The sequence below is a fragment of the Constrictibacter sp. MBR-5 genome (assembly GCF_040549485.1).
GTDB lineage: Bacteria > Pseudomonadota > Alphaproteobacteria > JAJUGE01 > JAJUGE01 > Constrictibacter.
Genome location: NZ_JBEPTK010000031.1, coordinates 1 through 17773, shown reverse-complemented (window position 1 = coordinate 17773; position 17773 = coordinate 1). Strand labels below are relative to the sequence as shown.

The 17773-nt window shown below is 63.5% G+C and carries 21 protein-coding genes, 1 pseudogene and 1 other annotated feature; of the genes and pseudogenes, 15 read left to right on the top strand and 7 right to left on the bottom strand.

The window, feature by feature from the left end; genetic code table 11:
• The first annotated feature begins 115 nt into the window (after positions 1-115).
• From ABIE65_RS27300 to ABIE65_RS27260, 9 genes and pseudogenes are all read left to right on the top strand, one after another.
• Positions 116-1273 carry an ATP-binding protein gene (locus ABIE65_RS27300; RefSeq protein WP_354081915.1) on the top strand — a complete coding sequence of 386 codons (1158 nt, stop codon included), beginning with the start codon at positions 116-118 and terminating at the stop codon, positions 1271-1273.
• Between the two features lie 59 nt (positions 1274-1332).
• Positions 1333-2156 (top strand): IS5 family transposase gene (locus tag ABIE65_RS27295; protein WP_354081914.1). Its coding sequence is split into 2 segments (ribosomal slippage): positions 1333-1705 and positions 1705-2156, totalling 825 coding nucleotides; the frame shifts between segments, so codons are not numbered across the junction.
• The gene (locus ABIE65_RS27290; RefSeq protein ID WP_354081917.1) at positions 2157-2453 is read left to right on the top strand and encodes a response regulator; all 297 of its coding nucleotides are present in this window, start codon (positions 2157-2159) and stop codon (positions 2451-2453) included.
• A 466-nt stretch (positions 2454-2919) separates the two neighbouring features.
• Entirely contained in the window at positions 2920-3336 is a 417-nt protein-coding gene (locus ABIE65_RS27285) for a hypothetical protein (RefSeq protein WP_354081913.1), read from the top strand.
• Between the two features lie 15 nt (positions 3337-3351).
• A pseudogene (locus ABIE65_RS27280) lies at positions 3352-4577 on the top strand (IS3 family transposase).
• Positions 3633-3748: a sequence feature (AL1L pseudoknot), on the top strand. Its footprint overlaps the pseudogene before it by 116 nt.
• 619 nt (positions 4578-5196) lie before the next feature.
• Positions 5197-5451 carry a hypothetical protein gene (locus tag ABIE65_RS27275; protein WP_354081912.1) on the top strand — a complete coding sequence of 85 codons (255 nt, stop codon included), beginning with the start codon at positions 5197-5199 and terminating at the stop codon, positions 5449-5451.
• Between the two features lie 197 nt (positions 5452-5648).
• Positions 5649-7718: an AAA family ATPase gene (locus tag ABIE65_RS27270; protein WP_354081911.1), complete on the top strand. Its 2070-nt coding sequence runs from the start codon at positions 5649-5651 to the stop codon at positions 7716-7718.
• 282 nt (positions 7719-8000) lie between these two features.
• Positions 8001-8174 (top strand): hypothetical protein, encoded by a 174-nt coding sequence (locus tag ABIE65_RS27265; protein ID WP_354081910.1) that lies wholly within the window; start codon positions 8001-8003, stop codon positions 8172-8174.
• A gap of 27 nt (positions 8175-8201) precedes the next feature.
• Positions 8202-8642, top strand: coding sequence for a hypothetical protein (locus ABIE65_RS27260; protein WP_354081909.1), 441 nt, complete (start codon positions 8202-8204; stop codon positions 8640-8642).
• A gap of 674 nt (positions 8643-9316) precedes the next feature.
• Here ABIE65_RS27260 and ABIE65_RS27255 read toward each other — a convergent pair.
• The 3 genes from ABIE65_RS27255 to ABIE65_RS27245 form a co-directional block, all read right to left on the bottom strand.
• A complete protein-coding gene (locus ABIE65_RS27255) occupies positions 9317-9574 on the bottom strand; it encodes a hypothetical protein (RefSeq protein ID WP_354081908.1) in 258 nt (85 codons plus the stop codon).
• A gap of 68 nt (positions 9575-9642) precedes the next feature.
• Positions 9643-10047 carry a response regulator gene (locus tag ABIE65_RS27250; RefSeq protein ID WP_354081907.1) on the bottom strand — a complete coding sequence of 135 codons (405 nt, stop codon included), beginning with the start codon at positions 10045-10047 and terminating at the stop codon, positions 9643-9645.
• A 931-nt stretch (positions 10048-10978) separates the two neighbouring features.
• Complete coding sequence (locus tag ABIE65_RS27245) at positions 10979-11644, bottom strand: SOS response-associated peptidase (RefSeq protein ID WP_354081906.1); 666 nt, start codon at positions 11642-11644, stop codon at positions 10979-10981.
• A gap of 376 nt (positions 11645-12020) precedes the next feature.
• On the opposite strand from ABIE65_RS27245, the gene ABIE65_RS27240 reads away from it, so the two are divergent.
• On the top strand, positions 12021-12734 hold the full coding sequence (locus tag ABIE65_RS27240; protein ID WP_354081905.1) for a sensor histidine kinase: 714 nt from the start codon (positions 12021-12023) through the stop codon (positions 12732-12734).
• Here the strand turns inward: ABIE65_RS27240 and ABIE65_RS27235 are convergent.
• From ABIE65_RS27235 to ABIE65_RS27225, 3 genes are all read right to left on the bottom strand, one after another.
• Entirely contained in the window at positions 12695-13429 is a 735-nt protein-coding gene (locus ABIE65_RS27235) for a Crp/Fnr family transcriptional regulator (protein ID WP_354081904.1), read from the bottom strand. The genes ABIE65_RS27240 and ABIE65_RS27235 overlap by 40 nt on opposite strands.
• A 438-nt stretch (positions 13430-13867) precedes the next feature.
• The gene (locus tag ABIE65_RS27230; protein ID WP_354081903.1) at positions 13868-14053 is read right to left on the bottom strand and encodes a DUF423 domain-containing protein; all 186 of its coding nucleotides are present in this window, start codon (positions 14051-14053) and stop codon (positions 13868-13870) included.
• A gap of 18 nt (positions 14054-14071) precedes the next feature.
• Complete coding sequence (locus ABIE65_RS27225) at positions 14072-14236, bottom strand: DUF423 domain-containing protein (RefSeq protein ID WP_354081902.1); 165 nt, start codon at positions 14234-14236, stop codon at positions 14072-14074.
• Positions 14237-14432: 196 nt separating this feature from the next.
• Between ABIE65_RS27225 and ABIE65_RS27220 the strand changes: the two genes are divergently transcribed.
• From ABIE65_RS27220 to ABIE65_RS27200, 5 genes are all read left to right on the top strand, one after another.
• The gene (locus ABIE65_RS27220; RefSeq protein WP_354081901.1) at positions 14433-14861 is read left to right on the top strand and encodes a hypothetical protein; all 429 of its coding nucleotides are present in this window, start codon (positions 14433-14435) and stop codon (positions 14859-14861) included.
• A gap of 557 nt (positions 14862-15418) precedes the next feature.
• The gene (locus ABIE65_RS27215; protein ID WP_354081900.1) at positions 15419-15628 is read left to right on the top strand and encodes a PqqD family protein; all 210 of its coding nucleotides are present in this window, start codon (positions 15419-15421) and stop codon (positions 15626-15628) included.
• On the top strand, positions 15625-16296 hold the full coding sequence (locus ABIE65_RS27210; protein WP_354081899.1) for a hypothetical protein: 672 nt from the start codon (positions 15625-15627) through the stop codon (positions 16294-16296). The genes ABIE65_RS27215 and ABIE65_RS27210 overlap by 4 nt, the downstream gene beginning before the upstream one ends.
• 6 nt (positions 16297-16302) lie before the next feature.
• Positions 16303-16524, top strand: a complete 222-nt coding sequence (locus ABIE65_RS27205) for a putative 2OG-Fe(II) oxygenase (RefSeq protein ID WP_354081916.1) — start codon at positions 16303-16305, stop codon at positions 16522-16524.
• A gap of 195 nt (positions 16525-16719) precedes the next feature.
• A complete protein-coding gene (locus ABIE65_RS27200) occupies positions 16720-17088 on the top strand; it encodes a cupin domain-containing protein (protein ID WP_354081898.1) in 369 nt (122 codons plus the stop codon).
• Positions 17089-17162: 74 nt separating this feature from the next.
• Here ABIE65_RS27200 and ABIE65_RS27195 read toward each other — a convergent pair whose 3' ends face one another.
• The gene (locus ABIE65_RS27195; protein WP_354081897.1) at positions 17163-17609 is read right to left on the bottom strand and encodes a hypothetical protein; all 447 of its coding nucleotides are present in this window, start codon (positions 17607-17609) and stop codon (positions 17163-17165) included.
• Positions 17610-17773: the final 164 nt, after the last annotated feature.

Genomic DNA, 17773 nt, shown 5'->3' with positions numbered 1-17773 from the left:
CGCCTACGGCTCCGCATCACCCAGGACGGCAGCGAGCACTTCAGGGGGTCAATATTGCAAGCCGATACGGGGTCAGCTTTGAACGCCGTTTGACATCATCGACGATATTCTCGACGTGTCCAAGTTGGAGGCCGGGAGGTTAGAACTTGAGGTTCTGGACTTCGACTTGGCTGACGCCGTGGAGGGCGCGGTGAACTTGCTTGGCCCAAAGGCCCATGAGAAGGGGATCGATCTCACTGTTTACGTCGACCCATCGGCACATGGCTGCTTTCGCGGCGATCCGCTCCGTGTACGCCAGGTGCTGCTCAATCTCGCCGGAAATGCCGTAAAATTCACCGAGAGCGGGGGCGTGGCCGTCGAAGTCACCGCAGGGGAGTCGGTCGATGGATCGACGCTAATCCGCTTCGAGGTGACCGACACCGGCGTCGGGATAAAGGAGGACGTGCGCAACAGCCTGTTCCAGAACTTCGTTCAGGGCGACACTTCGGTGACGCGCCGCTACGGCGGCACCGGTCTCGGCCTTTCCATCAGCAGGCAACTGGTCGATCTGATGAGTGGGAGCATCGGAGTGGACAGCCGCCCCGGAATGGGTAGCCGGTTCTGGTTCCAGATTACGTTGCCGACGGCGGTAGCTGCGGTGAGCACCCTCCGACGATCACCCGATGAATTGCGGGGGCTTCGAGCACTGATCGTCGACGACATCGAGATGAACCGGCGCATCCTGACCCGTCAGCTCGCAGGGTTCGGGATGATACCGACAGCGGTAGGGGATGGGCTGGAAGCGATCGACGCGCTGGAACGGGCCGGCGCAGAGGGGCGGCCGTTCGATCTGGCGGTGATCGACCAGATGATGCCCGACATGCCGGGGGATGAGCTTGCTCGTCGGATACGAGGCATGACCGGCATCGCCCGGACAAAGCTGGTGATCTCTTCCTCGGCCGGTACCATGGGCATTGCGTCAGAAATGCACAGCGTAGTCGACGCCATACTGACGAAACCTCTTCGAGAACAGACACTGCTCGATACCCTCGTGCGGATCGTCGACCTGGCGCCACCGGCAGCGACGCAACCGCAAAAGGCTCAAGCACATGCTCCGGTGCCACCGCCGAAGGCGTCCCGGCGGCCCCTCAGAATTCTCCTGGCCGAGGACAATGAGATCAATCAGAAGGTCGTCATGGCCTTCTTGGGAACGAGCAACTACCTGGTCGACATCGTCGAGAACGGTGAGCAGGCGGTCGAAGCTGCGCTTAGAGCCGATCCGAAAACATGTTGAGTCGTGAGAGTCGGTTGTGATTCGGTATGGCGGTCGCATTGCCGGAAGGAGAGCGCCCGATGTGGAAGCCGGAACACCGCCGCCCCGCCAATCGCACCGGCCTTCGTTATCCGAGCGACATGAGCGATGCCGAGTGGGCGCTGGTGGCGCCGCTGATCCCGCCGGCGAAGCGGGGCGGTCGTAAGCGGACGGTCGACGTGCGCGAGGTGCTGAACGGCATCTTCTATGTGCTGTGGACGGGCTGCCAGTGGCAGGCGCTGCCGAAGGACCTTCCTCCGAAGAGCACTGTGCACGGCTACTTCGACCTGTGGGACTGGGATGGGACGCTGGAGCGGATCCACCATGCCCTCTACGTCCGGGAACGAGAGCGGCAGGGCCGTGAGGCGAGCCCGAGTGCCGCGATCGTCGACAGCCAGACGGCGCGGGGCGCCTCAAAAGGGGGCTCTCGATCGACCCGGCCGGGTATGATGCGGGCAAGAAGACCAAGGGTCGCAAGCGTCACGTTCTCGTCGACACGCTCGGTCTCCTGCTGAGCGTCTTCGTGCATTCCGCCGACATCCAGGACCGCGACGGCGTGCTGCCGCTGCTGCGCCGGGCGCGCCCGCGCTTCCCCTTCATCGAGCGGGTGTTCGCCGACGCGGGCTATGCGGGCGAGAAGACGGCCAAGGCGGTGGCCGCCACCGGCGCCTGGGCGATCCAGATCGTGAAGCGCACCGACAGGCACCGCTTCGTCCCGTTGCCCAAGCGCTGGATCGTCGAGCGGACCCTGGCCTGGATCAGTCACAACCGACGCCTCGCCCGCGACTTCGAGCGATACGCCCGCACCGTCGCCGCATTCATGCGTCTCGCCATGATTCGCCTGATGTTGCGCCGGCTCGCCTAAATCACCGAAAATACAGCATTACTTCACGGATCGGCTCTTAGAGCCGACTATGATGTCGTGCTGATGGATCTGCAGATGCCCGTTCTCAACGGGGCTGACGCGACCAAACGCATTAGGGCGTTACCGGCGCCCCGCAACGCCGTGCATGTGATCGCACTGACAGCGCATGCCATGAAGGGCGTTCGTGAAGACTGCCTGGCTGCCGGGATGAACGATTACATCTCCAAGCCGATCCACGCTGCTACGCTGATTCAGAAACTGGCTGCTCTTGAGAAATCTCTAGCAGAAGGTGATTGAACGGAAGCGGCAGCGCGAGGGTAGATTCCCGCACATTGAAACCGCGAGATCGTTGGGAGGTTGCCGCGAGGGGCATAAGCCGCACCCTTGAGGTTCATCGGAACGTGCATTTCCGTAAGCGGAGGAACTTTCATCGTCATGCGACGCCGAGCCTTGACGAGGGAGCCGATCAGACGTAGGAGCGCCTGATGTTCGGGCCGTTTGCATCGGTCCGAAGGAAGACGCCGATCTCGATCCTGGATGCTCCGCCGCCCGACGATACGTTGGGCTCGTGAAGCACGAAGGCCGCACCGTTGGCTGGGTCGGGAGCGAGCGACAGCGGTCCCCTAGCGGGCTGCGGCAAAGCTCCGCATCCCGGCCATCATCGTGCTTCCAGATTTGTCATCCGAGCCTAGGAGCAGGAACAGCGACGCGACCGGGCGTTTCGGTAGGGGCGCTCGCGCGATGGAAGGGACGATCAGCGGAGGTGCGGTTCACGGACGAGTTGGGAGAACTGGTCGTTGATGTGCCGTGTTCGGCGAGTGCGGCAGTCCAACTTCGATGGCAGGATCAGACGAGGTCGATCGAACTGGCGGTGGAGCCGATGAATGCCCCGAGTACATGCCTCATCGTCGGCACATGGCGGATCACCGGAGCGGATATCTGGGATCGCGAGTATCTCGATCTCAGTGGTCCCGCACGGTTCGTCATCAACCGTGACGGTCGCGGCAAGATCGCTTTTGGCGCGATGGAGGCGAGGATGGATATCGAATACGGCCGGTCAATGATCTTCTACACCTGGATGGGATTCGATGAGGGTGACGAGGTTCGCGGCACGGGCTCAGCCGAACTGGTCGACGACGGCTTGAACCGCCCCGGGTTTGCCGGAGGCTCCAACTCCTGAGAAGGTGGAGCCATCATGAGTAAGGCGACGAACAAGTTTTCCCCGGAGGTCCGCCAGCGTGTCGTGCGGCTGGTGCTTGATCACGAGCATGAACATCCCTCGCGCTGGGCTGCGATCATGTCAATCTCGGCCAAGATCGGCTGCACGAGCCAGAGGCTGAACGAGTGGGTGAAGAAGGCCGAGGTCGATGCCGGCAGGCGGGCCGGCGTGCCGACGGACATGGCCGCGAAGCTGGAGGCCGTGGAGCGGGAGAACCGAGAGCTTCGGCAGGCCAACGAGATCCTGCGCAAGGCAAGCGCCTATTTTGCCAGGCGGAGCTCGACCGCCCAATCAAACGATGATCGCGTTCATAGACGATCACCGCGAGGTCCACGGGGTCGAGCCGATCTGCAAGGTACTGCCGATCGCCCCGTCGAGCTACCGTGATCATCTCGCCAACCGCGCCGATCGGAGAAGCTGTCGTCACGAGCGAAGCGGGACCTGGCGCTGAAGCCCGTGGTCGAGCGCGTCTTCGCCGAGAACTTCGAGGTGTATGGTGCGCGCAAGATCTGGAGGCAGATGCTGCGCGAAGGCTTTGCCGTCGCCCGCTGCACCGTCGAGCGGCTGATGGCTGACCTCGGCCTTCATGGTGTCATCCGTGGAAAGCCGGTCCGCACCACGGTTCAGGACAAGGCCGCCCCGTGCCCGCTCGACGATGTGAACCGGGCCTTCCATGCCCCGGCGCCCAATAGGCTCTGGCTCTCGGACTTCACCTACGTCAGCACCTGGTCGGGTTTCGTTTATGTGGCTTTCGTCATCGACGCCTGTGCCCGCCGCATCGTCGGCTGGCGGGTGAGCAGGACCGCCCGTGCAAGCTTCGTCCTGGATGCTCTCGAACAGGCCCTGCATGAACGGCGGCCCGTTCGTCGCGGCGGACTGGTGCACCATTCCGACAGGGGGGCTCAGTATGTCAGCATCCGCTACGCCGAGCGCCTGGCCAAGGCCGGCATCGAGCCCTACGTCGGCAGCGTTGGAGATTCCTACGACAACGCCCTCGCCGAGACGATCAACGGCCTCTGCAAAGCTGAGGTGATACATCGGCGCGGGCCATGGCGAGCTTCGAGGCCGTCGAGTTCGCCACCCTGAGCTGGGTCGACTGGTTCAATCATCGCCGGCTGTTGGAGCCCATCGGCAACATCCCGCCGGCCGAAGCCGAGGAACGCTACTACGCCATGCTGGAAGAACCTGCCATGGCGGCGTGACTCAAGCGAAACGGCCTCCGGCAAACCCGGAGCGGTTCAGAGTTGTGTCTGGGCGGGGTCCTAGTGTCGATGCGTTGCGGCTTCATATGTCTGCGTTTGCGGTAATACGTCGGGCGGCTGCCAAGGAGCGCCGCAAGTCCGCCAGTGCTCGTTCGGCTGCGACCCTTGCTCGATCCGGCCCGATCGCAGCGCCTTCGCCGAACACGGCCGTTCCTCCACTATGCAGTACGGTTCTGACATCGCTGAAGTCGAGCCCGATGAGGCCCCGCTGCGAGACGAGCTTCGAGATCGCTTCAATCGAGCTTGTAGCTGACGCGATGCCAGGATCAAGGACCAGGGGAGGGGGCGCGGCTCTGGCTCGGCCATAGGGGCACCCGATCAGTGCGACCGCAGAAGCACCGCTCTGTAAAAATGAACGCCTTGTGATCCGCATCAGGCTACTCGTGACGGGGGATCATCATGGCCGGAAAGTCGCATCTGTCTACCGCGCTGGCGTTGCCTCACGCTCGGCGGCGTGACCAAGCCAGAGAGCGGCGCGCTCCGATCCCACTATCGGGCATGCGGCTTGCGCACCTAGCCGGTCCGCTGGAAAGTGCGACCGGCAATAGGGGAGACGCGAATGACGGTCGAGCCAGACGCGGCGATCGCGCTGCTCGTCCGCTTTGGCAAAGCCTTCAATTCCGGCGATGTCGGCGGCATCCCCGCATCCGTCACCCGCACTTCGAATGGTGGCCGCCGCAGGGGCGGGACACGTCCGGTGGCCGGAGTGCGCTCGGCATGGAAGTTGCTCGCAGGCGACCGGATCATCGTTCGGTACCGCTTGACGGACGAATGGAAGACACGCGCGCCGATCGGTTTTCTCGGTATGGCTTAGCGAATGCGGCAATGCCTGTGGACTTCCTCTTGGTTGCTCGCAACGCGTCACAGAACGGTGCAGACATCTATGGCGCGCGGAAGGACCGGAAGCGTTAGAAAATCGTCCGCCACAACCTTCACAGATCCGCGAAACGTGAGACCTTGAGGAAAGGAGCGCTGGCCCGCCGCCTGCGCGGCACACTTCAGGGGATCTGATTGGGACGGACGATACAGTGGAACTGGCGCGCCTCGAAGGAACTGGACTCGATCGTCCGACTGTGGCTGCTACGCATCGTGGTGGAATTGGGCGCAGACGGCGGCCTGTTTGACGCCGATAGCATCGGCGACGCGCATCTCGCCGGCTTGCTCGGGCTGAAAGTTTCGAGGAAACATCACGACCGGGCGACGGCGCGGCAGCAGCTTCGGTCACTCCTCGCCGCATGCGAAAACGATCAGGCTGCCCAGGAATTACCTCCCATACTGGACGAGAACATCGAGCGCCTCGCCGCTCTTGTGGGGCTGTCCGAGATTGATCGCCAGATCCTTGGCTTTGCCGTGCTGCTATCGATGACCGCCGAGCTGGCGGACGCCTGCAGAGATCTCGGGGAAATGACTTCGACTGTTGCGATGCGCGCGGTCTCGGCGATCCTTCATCTCTCGACCGATCAGGTCTTCAAGGCACTCGGCCCTGCAGGTCTGCTGGCGCGTGCCGGCCTCTTGTCCGTCAATAAGGAGCGTCACGCCGATCTCGCTCACAAGCTGCAGTTCGGTTCGATCCGTTTTCCGGACTGGATGACTTCGGAGGGAACCGACCCCCTCGACCTCATCGCCGATGCTGTCGTGCTGGCCCGACCTGCCGAACTCGGCCTGGATGATTACCCGCATCTGACAGATTCGCTCCAAATCCTGATCCCGTATCTGCGACGGGTTGTCCAGGATCGCCGCGAGGGAGTGAACGTCCTGATCCACGGCTTGCCCGGCACCGGCAAGACCCAATTAGCGCGCACGCTGGCACGGGAGGTCGGTGTGGAGCTTTTCGAGATCACCGACAACTACCGGGACGGCGAGCCGATGGAGGGTTCGGGACGATTGACGGCCCTCCACGCGGCGCAGCACGTACTGGCACAGCGGCGCGTGCTGCTGGTGTTCGACGAACTGGAGGACGCCTTCGCCGGGACGATTGCCGAGCGAAGTGCCGCGCAATCGACGAAGGCGTGGATCAACCGCACTCTGGAGCAGAACCCGCTCCCGACGATCTGGGTTTCCAACTCGACGGCATGTCTCGATCCCGCATTTGTACGCCGGTTCGACTTCTGCCTTGAGCTACCGGTACCGCCGAAGCCACAGCGAGAGCGGATGATCCGTGCCGCCTGTGGCGAACTGGTCGATGACGCGGCAGTGGCGCGTCTGGCGTCCGGCGACATGGTGGCGCCAGCGGTCATCGCTCGCGCGGCGGCAGTCGTCGGAGCCGTTCAGGGTGATGGCGGCGATGCCGGATCAAGCGCAGCGATCGAATTGTTGGTTCGCAACACCATGCTGGCGCAGGGCCACCGGGTGCCGAACGACGCCATCCCTGATCCCAAAGAGCAGGTTTACGACCTGGAGTGCGTCAATGCCGACGGGGATCTGCGCGGTCTCGCAGAAAATCTTCGTCGCGTCGGCGCCGGCCGCATCTTTCTTCACGGTGCTCCCGGCACCGGCAAAACGGCCTACGCGAGGTGGTTGGCCGACACCGTGGGTAAGCCGCTGCGAGTGAAGCGCGCGTCCGATATCCTTTCGCCGTTCGTCGGACAGAACGAGCAGAATATCGCCTCGGCTTTCCGCGCGGCCAAGCGGGATGGCGCCGTCTTGCTGATCGATGAGATCGACACTTTCCTGCTCGACCGCCGTAACGCGCAGCGTCATTGGGAGGTCAGCCTAGTCAACGAGATGCTGACCCAGATGGAATGCTACGATGGCATCTTCATCGCCTCGACGAACCAGGTCGGCGCTCTCGATAAGGCCGCACTGCGGCGCTTCGACATCAAGATCGGTTTCGGGACGCTGCGGCCGGAGCAGGCGTGGGAACTGTTGCGGCGGCAATGCGTGGCGCTAGGATTGGGTGAGCCTGAGCAGGAACTGCAGCGGACGATTCAGCGCCTGGACGGGTTGGTGGTGGGCGACTTCGCGACGGTCGCCCGCCGCAGCCGCCTATCTGCAATTGGCACCGCGAGTGCGTTCGTCGCCGCGCTGGCGGAAGAGTGCGCGCTAAGGGGTAAGCGGACGATCGGCTTCGCTTTGCCGTAGGCGATGTCATGCTCGATACCGGTGATCAATGGTGGCGGCAGTCCGGCCGTGGCGGATGGGAGTCCATCCGGATGGACTTCCCACCGACCTTCATCGCGGAAGCGATTCGTCCCATCCCTCTGTCGTGCTGAGCGCAGTCCCGTTCCCCTGGGTCGTTTCCGGAGGCGTAAACTATGAACCAGCATGTAGGGGGATACCTTACCCGCAAGGTCGCTGGCCAACGTCGGTGGCGCCATGCGTGTCTGTCTTGTCAGTGTTTCCCTGCGATGCGCGCCGCAGAGCATGGTCCTCACGGGACTGCAGTGCATCGGGTCATGGCGGATCATCAACGGCGACATCTGGGATCGCGCCTATCTCGATCCGCCCGGTAAGGCTAGGTTCGTCATCCGCCGCTACTGGTGCTCATTGCAGGAGATCATCGCGCCAGAGGGGAGATTGCCCGTCAGCGGCCTGTAGAGCGCCACTCGATGCGATGAGAGTCTGATGGGTTCAGAGCAGGAATTACGCGAGAAACTCCGCAAGATCGAGGCGCTCTTCGCCGGAGCGGCGACGCCGGGGGAGAAGTCCGCCGCCGGTGCGGCAGCGGCACGGATCAGAGAACGCCTGAACCGGTCCGAGGACGCCGAGACAGCCGTCGAAACGCGCTTCAGTGTCCCCGATCCATGGTCGCGGAAGCTGTTCATCGCTTTGTGCCGCCGCTACGGCCTGAAGCCGTACCGCTATCCAAGAATGCACCGGCAGACGATCGTTGTCCGGGCTCCAGAGAGCTTCACCAATAAGGTTTTGTGGCCGGAGTTCCAGGAACTCGATGCAGCCCTGTGCGCGTATCTGGCCGACGTGACCGAACGGGTCATCTCGGAGGAGGTTCACGGCGAGACCCGTGATGCCGATGAGGTGGCGGACCCGGCGCGGATCGGACGATGAGAGCTAATGCGGAGTTTGCGATCCTGCACGAGATTCTCACGCCGTAGAGGCCGGGCTGACCGATGTCTGGAGGCGTGTGAACTGCCAGCACGCTTGTAGGGGGTACCTTCCTGGCAAGACGCGAAGCCGCTGTCCCCAATGTTTCCTGGGAAACATCGCGGCTGATGATCCGCGTTCGTCCCGCCGCAAGCGCGCAGGTGTGGGCGACGCCTTATACGCTTTTGTCCGCAGTTTATGTCGGCCGTGCGCTGCCATACGCGGAGGAACTTTCATCGTCAGGCGACGCAGAGCCCTCCACAAGGGAGCCGATCAGACGCAGAAGCGCCTGATGCTCAGGTCCGTTTGCGTCAGCGCGCAGGAAGGCGCCGATCTCGATCCTGGAAGGTCGGCCGCCCGACGATGCGTTGGGCTCATGAAGCACGAATGCAGCACCGTTGGCCGGGTCGCGCGCGAGCGACCAGCAGTCCCCCTGCGGGCTACGGTATAGCTCCCTCATCCCAGCCAACATCGTGCTCCCAGATTTGTCATCCGACCCTATAGGAGCAGGTTGAACGGAGCGACAGGGCTTTTAGTGGAGGCGCCGCGCGAGGCGCCACGTCCTCACGGACCCGGGCCGTGATGGCCTCACCAACGTGAAGATCGTTGCCCGCCCCGGCTCTCCCTCGCGCGCAAGGTCACAGGCGGCGCTGCAACAGCGAATAGCCTACGGATGCCACGAACACCGGCCATCCTGCGATCACCACGCCCGTGATGAGGGCGGGTACCTCCTCCTGGTTTTTTTCCGTGTAGATCGACCGAACCGGCAAGGCGATCGCCGTGCCCACGAGAATGTAGACGATCAGCCCGATCTCATTCCACGGAAGGGAGGAAGGGAGGTGTGTGAGCGAATTTGGGGGTGTGGGGGATACCTTGCCCGCCAGACCGCCAGTCACCCGCGATGGATGATCCGGCGAAATCCCTGCAGCGGGTGCTGAGACGGAGCCGTAAAGCCGTCGAACTTTCAGCCCTGTCGTATGTGCCGCCGAACCATCGCGCGATAGGCGCCGATCACAACCGGCTTCCGCATGTAATCGACGACGCCGATGGCGTCGCGCAATTCCTCAAGGTCAAACTCAAAGCACGTAACCATCACGACCGGGATCGTCCGAAGCGCCTCATCCTGGTTCAACCAGGTCGCGACCTCATAGCCAGAAACCTTAGGCAGTTGGCAATCCAGGTGGATCAGGTGAGGTAGATGAACGTGCGCGACATCCAGCGCCTCTGCGCCGGTCCGCGCCAATACCACGCGGTAGCCAACTTCCACCAACAATGTCTGGAAGAGCTTCGCGCACGTCGCGTTGTCATCGACAACGAGCACCGTTTGCGGCGATCGGCCGCCAGCCTCCCGTAGGGACTCCGAGTCCACGACGTAATCGCTCAGGCAGGGTTCAAACGGCGTGGGAGCGGGATGCGCGCCACGATGCAGATGGCAGAGGTGCACGAAGAACCTGGGCGAGACGTTGAGAGCCTCTGAGGCGCGCGGGCCGTCCCGAGGTAGTGCAGCGGTTCAAAGGGCAATCCTCTAGGCGACATCACCTACACCGTGTCGTGCCGAAGCTGTCGGTACGGCATGTGGTGCCGTTACTGCTTCGGGTTGTTCCGAAAGAATCGGTGCGCCACGAGGTCCCCTGGTTGTCTCTCGTCGTCCCGAAGGAGTCCGTACGGTAGGTCGAGCCGTCACTGCCTCTCGTTGTTCCGAAAGAATCGGTGCGCCAACTGTTCCCATGGTTGTCTCTAGTCGTGCCGAATGAGTCGGTCCGGTAGCTTGTGCCGTCCGAGCAGCGGGTCGTGCCGAAGCTGTCTGTGCGACAGGTTTGCGCAATCGCAGGACCGCAAAGCACGATCCCGGCGAGGATCGTCGCGATCAAACGGGAACCAAGGTTCATCGGCGTGCGCTCCTTATAGCTCGCCCTCGCGGCGAAGCTGCGCCCGCAACCTTACGGACGCATTAACGGCGGATGTCGTCGCCGGCTGTGGTTGTCTCGACCTTCCCAAACCAGCGGGGCGCCGCATCAGACCCCAGAGAAGGGCAGCCATTCGGTCAATCGCGAAACGAAAGTAACCTCGCCACCTCGGTGCCCGCACTTCGGACATCGCATTCGGCGGCGGAAATCGCCCAATTCCATATCGCCGAAACGCTCCAGGAGTGCAGCACGGTCGAGCTTGGCCGTATATCGGCACGGCGGCCCCGGCCCGAAATTGCCGCAGCTTCCGTAGAGATCGTACTGGGGGTTATCGCTGAGGCGGATACCGGACATGCCGCATCCGACGCGGCACATTGGAACATGTCAAGAACACTACGCGGCTCCAGCTTCGTCCTTCTTCTCACCCCGAGCCACGATCGATAGGGCGCCATCCGGTAGCGGGCGCTGGAGCTTGGAGGCTTCCGCCCACGGTGCCGCCAGCCAGGTTTCCCATTCGTCCGGCTCCGTCAGGATCACCGGCATCGCCTTCGGGTGGATGGCTCCCACCTCGCGATTGGCGTCCGTGGTGAGGAAGCCGAACAGATCGCAGGTGACCGGCCCCTCGGCTACTTTCCGGGTCGACGTCCAGTTCGTCCAGACGCCGGCGAAGAACGCGAGCGGTCGGCTCTCATCCAGGGCGAACCACACCGGCTGGGACTTGCCTTGCGGCGTCCGCTCGGGCTCGGAGAACGACGTGAAGGGCACCAGGCAGCGCGATGAGGGGCCGAGCCACCGGCGCCAATGTGGGCTGGAGGCCCGCCGGATGTTGGTCACGCCCCTGTCGACCTTCTTGCCTTCCAGGGCGAAGGCCGGCGACGGCATGCCCCATCTGGCGAGCGTCAGTTCGCGCACGCCGTCGCTCCCGGTGCGCACGATCGGGGCTGAGTAGTCCGGAAAGATGCCGGGCAGGGGCGGGAGGTTGCCGACGCTGTCCCGCATGGACTTCGTCAGGGCGATGATCGCCTGCTGACCCTTGGTCTGTGAGTAGAGGTTACACATGGTGCGAGGCTATCGCGGCGCTGCAATCCGGTCGACCGGCCTCAGCGATGGCGGGTTAGCTGTGTGTTGACCGGCCGCTGGAGGGAAAGTGCCCAGCACGAGTGAAGGGGATACCTTCCTCTTATGGTGCAGAGCCGTTGCGCTCTGATGTTTCCTTAAAAACATCACGCCGTGTTGGATCGCGCTCCTCACACCGCGCCGCCGCTGAGGGTCCTCATCAAGCGGATATGTGGCCGCCATCGGTGCCGGTGCGGCCGTGCTACGGAAGAGAAGCTAATTTGCTCCAGCCCGCGCGGCGTCTGTCCGGTTTCGGACGTTCATTCACGTTGTGTTCAGGGTCGCTATGTCCGCAAGTATGGCTCACCGGAACGGTCTGGTGCCTGACTTCCCAACTCGATTCTTGCAGGTGGCGAGCGACGCGACTATGGAATCTTCACAGGAGCAGAGTAGTGAAATCTCGAACCTTCGTGCCCTACTTCTCCAATGTGAGCGCGAGCTTATCCGGCGGGACCATGAGCTTCGGGAGGTCCATCATCGTATTGCCAACAGCTTGCAATTGGCGTCCAGTTTCCTGAGCTTCCAGCAGAAGAGTTTCGACGACCCGCGCTTCAAGGAAGCGTTCGAAAAGGCCGCTCATCGGCTGACAGCGGTCGCCCGGCTCCACCACCATCTCCACCGGCACAGTGCCGCCTCCAGGGTCGATCTGAAGACATTCCTCGAAGAGCTATGTCCCGAGATCGCCATCAGCACGGGGATGGAATGCTGTATCACGGCCGAACCTGTCACTGTCTCCGGGGAGGTGGCGCAGAACCTGGCCATCGTCATCAACGAGTTGGCTCTGAACGCCGCCAAGCACGGCTATGACGGACAAGACGGCGGTAAGCTGAAGATCCAGTGCCGTTGCGATCGGGAGAGGTTGCGGCTGACCGTGGCCGATGGAGGCAAAGGGCTGGGAAGTGATTTTAACCCCCATGGCGGGAAGGGGTTGGGCATGACGCTGGTCCACTCGATTGTCCAGCAGATGAAGGGCGTTCTGGAAGCGCAGGACGATCACGGCGCGCGGTTCATCCTGACGATCCCGCTCGAATGATCGCCGAAGAGCCGGGCATATTCCATTTCCGGGACCCCGTAGGATCCATCGGCGATTTGTTCCAACCCGGTGCGGTCAAGCACGGTGACCTTCCCACGGGCCGACCTGATGAGGCCCTTGCCCTCAAGGAAGTGCAACGCATCCGTCACACCTGGACGGCGCACGCCTAGCATCAGCGCCAGAAACTCGTGCGTTAGCTGCAACGCGTCACCGTCTACCCGGTCATGCGCCATCAGGATCCAACGGGCCAGGCGCTCGCCGATGGCAGCGCGACCGTTGGTCAGGGCGCTCTGGGAGGTCTGACAGAGAAACGCCTGCACATAGTGCAGCAGGCACTTCCGCAAGGAGGGACTGCTCTCCATGGCCTCTCTCAGCTTCTCCGCCGGAATGCGGGAGCCGGTTCCTTCGTACTGGACGAAGGTATCATTGGCCGAGCGATCGTCGCCCATCACTACACTGACGCCGCTCATTCCTTCCCGCCCGATCAGGCCGACCTCGATCGTCCGGTCGCCCTTGGTTTTGGCGACGACGGAAACGAAGCCGCTCTCGGGAAAGTAGACATGCCGGATGGGCTGGTTGGCAGTTTCGAGGACAAAGCGGAGGTCTAGGTGGACCATTTCGAGATCAGGCTTCAGGCGATCGAGATCTTCGGGCGCCAGCGCTCGTAGAAGCTGATTTCGAAGCTGTTCCGACATCATTGCTCTCCCCCCTTGGGCAAGAGCGCAGGCTGTCTCTCAGCCGCCCGCTACCCAGGATCCGAGCGGACGATGCAGGTAAGGTACGCTGTTCACGCGGGCGCAGGTAGCGCTGGGTGTCGGTATGGCCTGCTCTGTACGATAGCGAACAGACAGGGAGAGCGCGCCCCTGGAGCTGGAACCTGGGGTCGCGGCCATAGTTGACGGTGCAGAACTGGTCGCTGCCCAGAATTCCAGCCGGTGGAACGTGGCGCCGGCGGCAAGTGAAGATCCTAGGCCCTTTCACTTGTGGCGCTGGCCGGTCAATGCGTCCCGCTTCGGTTGTGGTCCCCCTGCAGCCGGAGCGGGACGCGTCGGTGCTTTCCATGATCGGCCGACCTGCTCACGTCCAGGCGGTTTCCACCGCACTCACGATCTGCCGCTGTCTCCGCGAACGCGTCATTGCCGCATGAGCCCTGCAGTGCCGAAGCCGATCCAACCCGCGAGAAGCAGCAAGCCACCAGCCGGTGCCGACAGAGGGAACAGAGAAACGCCCTTGGCCGGATTCGCGTAGAGCGTGCCACAGACAAGGAGGATGCCGAGCAGGAACCAGCCGCCGGTAACTCCGATGACATCGTCAGGCACCCCCGGATCATTGGATAGCTAGGCGACACCAACGAGCGCGAGGGCGTGCCACATCTGATACTGCACTGCCGTGCCCACGAGATCGGCGGCGACCGGCGATTCAGCCAGCCCAATAGTTGCCCACGCGCCAACGCCGACGGCGCAGAGACCGTTCAGCGCAGCGCAGACGATCCAGAGGCGCATCATGGTCCACCAGCCTCTCTGTGAGCATCGGTCTGCAGAGCACGACCTCTCGCGGACCCTATTGCGTAGCATACGCGCGGGTTGGGAGGTTCTCGACCAGGTTCATCTTAGGTGCAGTCGTGCTGCGTCGCTATCGCTTGACGAAAATGAGAACTGGGATAGACGTCCTACTAGTCAGGATGACATGGAGGGCAAAATGCCGATCAAGCTGAAGTTCGCAGAAGTCACCCGCTCGACGTCGACCACCGCCCGCCAGCGCAGTCCGCGCGACGTCATCGTCGGCGCGCTGTCCGAGCAGATCGCGCTGGCGCAGGCGACGATGCGGGGAGAGACCTTCACGGTCTCCCGCCTGGTCTACAAGAAGGGCGAGAAGGGCAAGGTCACGAAGAACGTCGTGCCGCGTGCGTGGTGGTTCGAGACGGATGGGAAGTTCTTCGGGGAAGTCCGCTTCGGGAACGGCGCCGTCGATCTGTCCGGTAAGAACCTGACCGCTTTCGAGTGCGGAACGGCGCTGTCCGACGTGATCGCCATCTTCGAGAAGCTGCGCGATGCCGTCGGCGCGGGCGAGTTCGACGCGCAGATCGTCCAGGCGCGCGAGAAGGCGACGCGCAAGGCGGCTGCCTGACCACTACTTCAGCCTGACCCGCTCCCGCCTGCGATTACTTGGGCGCGGAAGCGGGGCAGGGCGGTCATGCACACTTCCTGCACAGCCAGAAATCGGCCTGTAAGCCATTGAAGCGAAACGCGAAAAGCCTCGCCCCTTACCTTGCCAACGTGAGGGTCGAGGGTTCGAATCCCTTCTCCCGCTCCAAGTTTTCGGAGCAATATCAAGGCGCTAGCCCGACCGGGCCGGCGCCTTTCGCGTTTCCGCGCGCAGCCCGAAAATCTCTGGGCCAGCTACCTCAGGGCGCGAACGGTCGAGTGCTCGTGCATAACCGGTACAGGATTCATCTCCCGGAATAATGATCCTTGGCACGCTGGCATCCTGGCGAGCGATCGCTGCTGTTGGCCGCGTGGCCGATGGGGTTGGGGCAGCCTCTATCATGCGGCCACGCCCGACGGGATGCTGGTGGCGAGCCGTGCCAGTTGGCTGCTGGCTTTCCCGGAGGTCGATACCGAGTCGGATGTCGACACGCCCGTTCTTCCGACGCGCTCACCGTCGAGGTGGATGGCGAACTGGTGATGATGGATGTCGATAGCGGCAGTTACTTCAACCTGGACAGCATCGGCACCGTCATCTGGGAGCGGCTGGCCAGTCCCATCCGGTTCGAGGCGCTGTACCAGGACATGCACGCGCGCTATGACGCGCCGCTGGAGACGATCCGCGTGGATGTCGCGGCACTACTGTCCCAGATGCTGGATCATAGGCTGGTGCTGATCGACCAGCCATGACGGCCGCCGCCGCCCCGGATCTCGCCGCCCTTGCCCGACAGGCGGCCTTCCTGCGGCTCCAGGGCCAAGCCGGTCAATCCGCCGGGCTGTGCGGCCGCGTGCGGGATATCGATCCCAATCTGGCGCGGTTCGACGCCTTCCTCGACCTGCTGACCTGGGCTCGGCCGCGTGACCGGCTCTATCCCCTGATCCGCGATCTGGTGGATGCGGGGTTCGCCAATCCACGCAGCCTCGACCTGCTGGCCGCCGCCGCCATCTGGGCCGGCGAGAGCGAGGCCGCCAGGGCCCTGACCGATCCAGACCGACTCCTGTCCATCACGTCCCTCCACGGGCCCGACGAGCCCGATCTGGCGCTGCTGGCCCAGGAATTGGGCAGTGGGCTGGACCGCTACGACCGGCCCGGCGACCGGTCCATCCGCATGGGATGGCGGCGGAACCATCTGGAAAGGGCGGACAGCCCCGTACTGCGCCGCATGTTCGACCGGCTGTGGCATGCGGCGTCGGCGTATATCGAGCGGCTACCGGCCGATCCGGACAACCCGTTCCTGCGCTCCCGACCCCCCGGCCTGTGCCTGCGGGCCTGGAGCGTGGTGTCGGATGCCGATACGCATCATCTGCCCCATCTTTTACGTGGCCGTGCCGCCCGTGGTGGCCGATGCGGCGGGTAAGCCGGGCTGGCTGCGCGTCGGGCCGGCCGCGGCTTCAATGCCGCCAATGGCTGGGACGAGCGCTGGATTCGCCCGCAACCCGGCCTCGTCGTTATGATGCCGAGCCACTTCAGCCATGAGACCGTGCCGCTGGGCTGTGACGGGCGGCGGATATGCGTGGCCTTCGAACTGTACGAGGCATCGGCGGATCAAGCCGAGCGGCGGTCTGCCGCCAGCCGTGAGCGCTAGGCCGACGACAGGCCTCCTCCTCCGCAGGATCGTCGTTGGATCCTTCTCAATACACTTTGAGATCTGAACATTATCGCCGCATTCTCCATGAATTCTTCAGGATTCCCTCAAGCACTCCCGCAGTGGAAGCCGTAGCCTCGAAGGATTCGATGGTCCGAAAGGCCATGGATATTGATCAGGGAACGGAGAAAGATCGTGCAGAAGCAGGCGATAGAAGTCAGGCGGTTTGAAACACCCGACCAACTCCTCGACATGAAAGAGCGCGGAGGCATCGCCATCATCAAGATGGCAGACGGCAGCGCAGGAATGCGTGCGATTTTCGAGCCGGGGTGGACCTGGGAGGCCGACGAAAAGCCGCTGCTCGGTTCGCCCGACTCGTGCCCGATGCGGCACACCGGCTACTGCATCTCAGGCAAACTCGTGGTCCGCATGCTCGATACTGGCGTCAAGACGCGTATCGGTACCGGCGATTTCTTCGAGATCCCGCCGGGGCATGACGCCTATGTCGAAGGCACCGACCGGGTCGAGCTGATTTTGTTCGCAGCGCCCGAGCATCAGCACTGACGGCCACCAAATGAGGTTTCAATCCCTGCTGCCACCCAACGCCGGCTGATCGGCATCTGTACCGCTACGGGCGATCAGCATGCCGTCTCCGCTGTGGCGGACGGCGTCGGACGGGACCGCACCCTGACCAGGACTTCGACCGAATCCGATCGATCGAGCAGCACCTGACGCAGGATCGCGAGCAGGGTTTCCGGTGAGACCCGGAGATCGAGGGTCTGGCCGGTCTCCTCATAAACGATGTGGGAGTGCGGCTCGGGTACCGTGTCGAAGATGGGCTGGCCGGTCGTGGTCGGGACCCGGCCGAGCAGTCCGTGATCGGCCAGAGTCGACAACCGGTGGGCGAGTTCGAGGGGCGTGGCGGTGAGGCCGCCGGCTGCGGCGATGCGAACCGCCTCCGCGAGGCCCAGATGCGTATCCTCCGCACCGCGCAACAGCGCGAGCAGGCGAGCCAAGGACCCGCGGCAAGGCAGGCCGGCACGGCGCAACTCCTCGCGAAACGCAGCTTCCGCCGCGTTCGGCATCGGGCTCTCCTCCCTTGACGTCGCGGGTGACCGCATGCGTGCGACGCTGCGGTCTTATCCCGAAGGCGGCGCCGGGGGGGGGGGGGGGGCGGCGGGGGGGGGGGGGGGCGGCCGCCGCCCCCCCCCCCGGCCGGGGGGGGGGGGGGGGGGGTAAAGAATTTTGG

Coding starts and splice junctions, on each gene's coding strand:
- ABIE65_RS27275 (WP_354081912.1), top strand. CDS start 5,197: ATGACGGTCGAGCCAGACGCGGCGATCGCGCTGCTCGTCCGCTTTGGC.
- ABIE65_RS27265 (WP_354081910.1), top strand. CDS start 8,001: ATGGTCCTCACGGGACTGCAGTGCATCGGGTCATGGCGGATCATCAAC.
- ABIE65_RS27260 (WP_354081909.1), top strand. CDS start 8,202: ATGGGTTCAGAGCAGGAATTACGCGAGAAACTCCGCAAGATCGAGGCG.
- ABIE65_RS27245 (WP_354081906.1), bottom strand. CDS start 11,644: ATGTGTAACCTCTACTCACAGACCAAGGGTCAGCAGGCGATCATCGCC.
- ABIE65_RS27235 (WP_354081904.1), bottom strand. CDS start 13,429: ATGTCGGAACAGCTTCGAAATCAGCTTCTACGAGCGCTGGCGCCCGAA.
- ABIE65_RS27225 (WP_354081902.1), bottom strand. CDS start 14,236: ATGCGCCTCTGGATCGTCTGCGCTGCGCTGAACGGTCTCTGCGCCGTC.
- ABIE65_RS27220 (WP_354081901.1), top strand. CDS start 14,433: ATGCCGATCAAGCTGAAGTTCGCAGAAGTCACCCGCTCGACGTCGACC.
- ABIE65_RS27215 (WP_354081900.1), top strand. CDS start 15,419: ATGATGGATGTCGATAGCGGCAGTTACTTCAACCTGGACAGCATCGGC.
- ABIE65_RS27210 (WP_354081899.1), top strand. CDS start 15,625: ATGACGGCCGCCGCCGCCCCGGATCTCGCCGCCCTTGCCCGACAGGCG.
- ABIE65_RS27195 (WP_354081897.1), bottom strand. CDS start 17,609: ATGCCGAACGCGGCGGAAGCTGCGTTTCGCGAGGAGTTGCGCCGTGCC.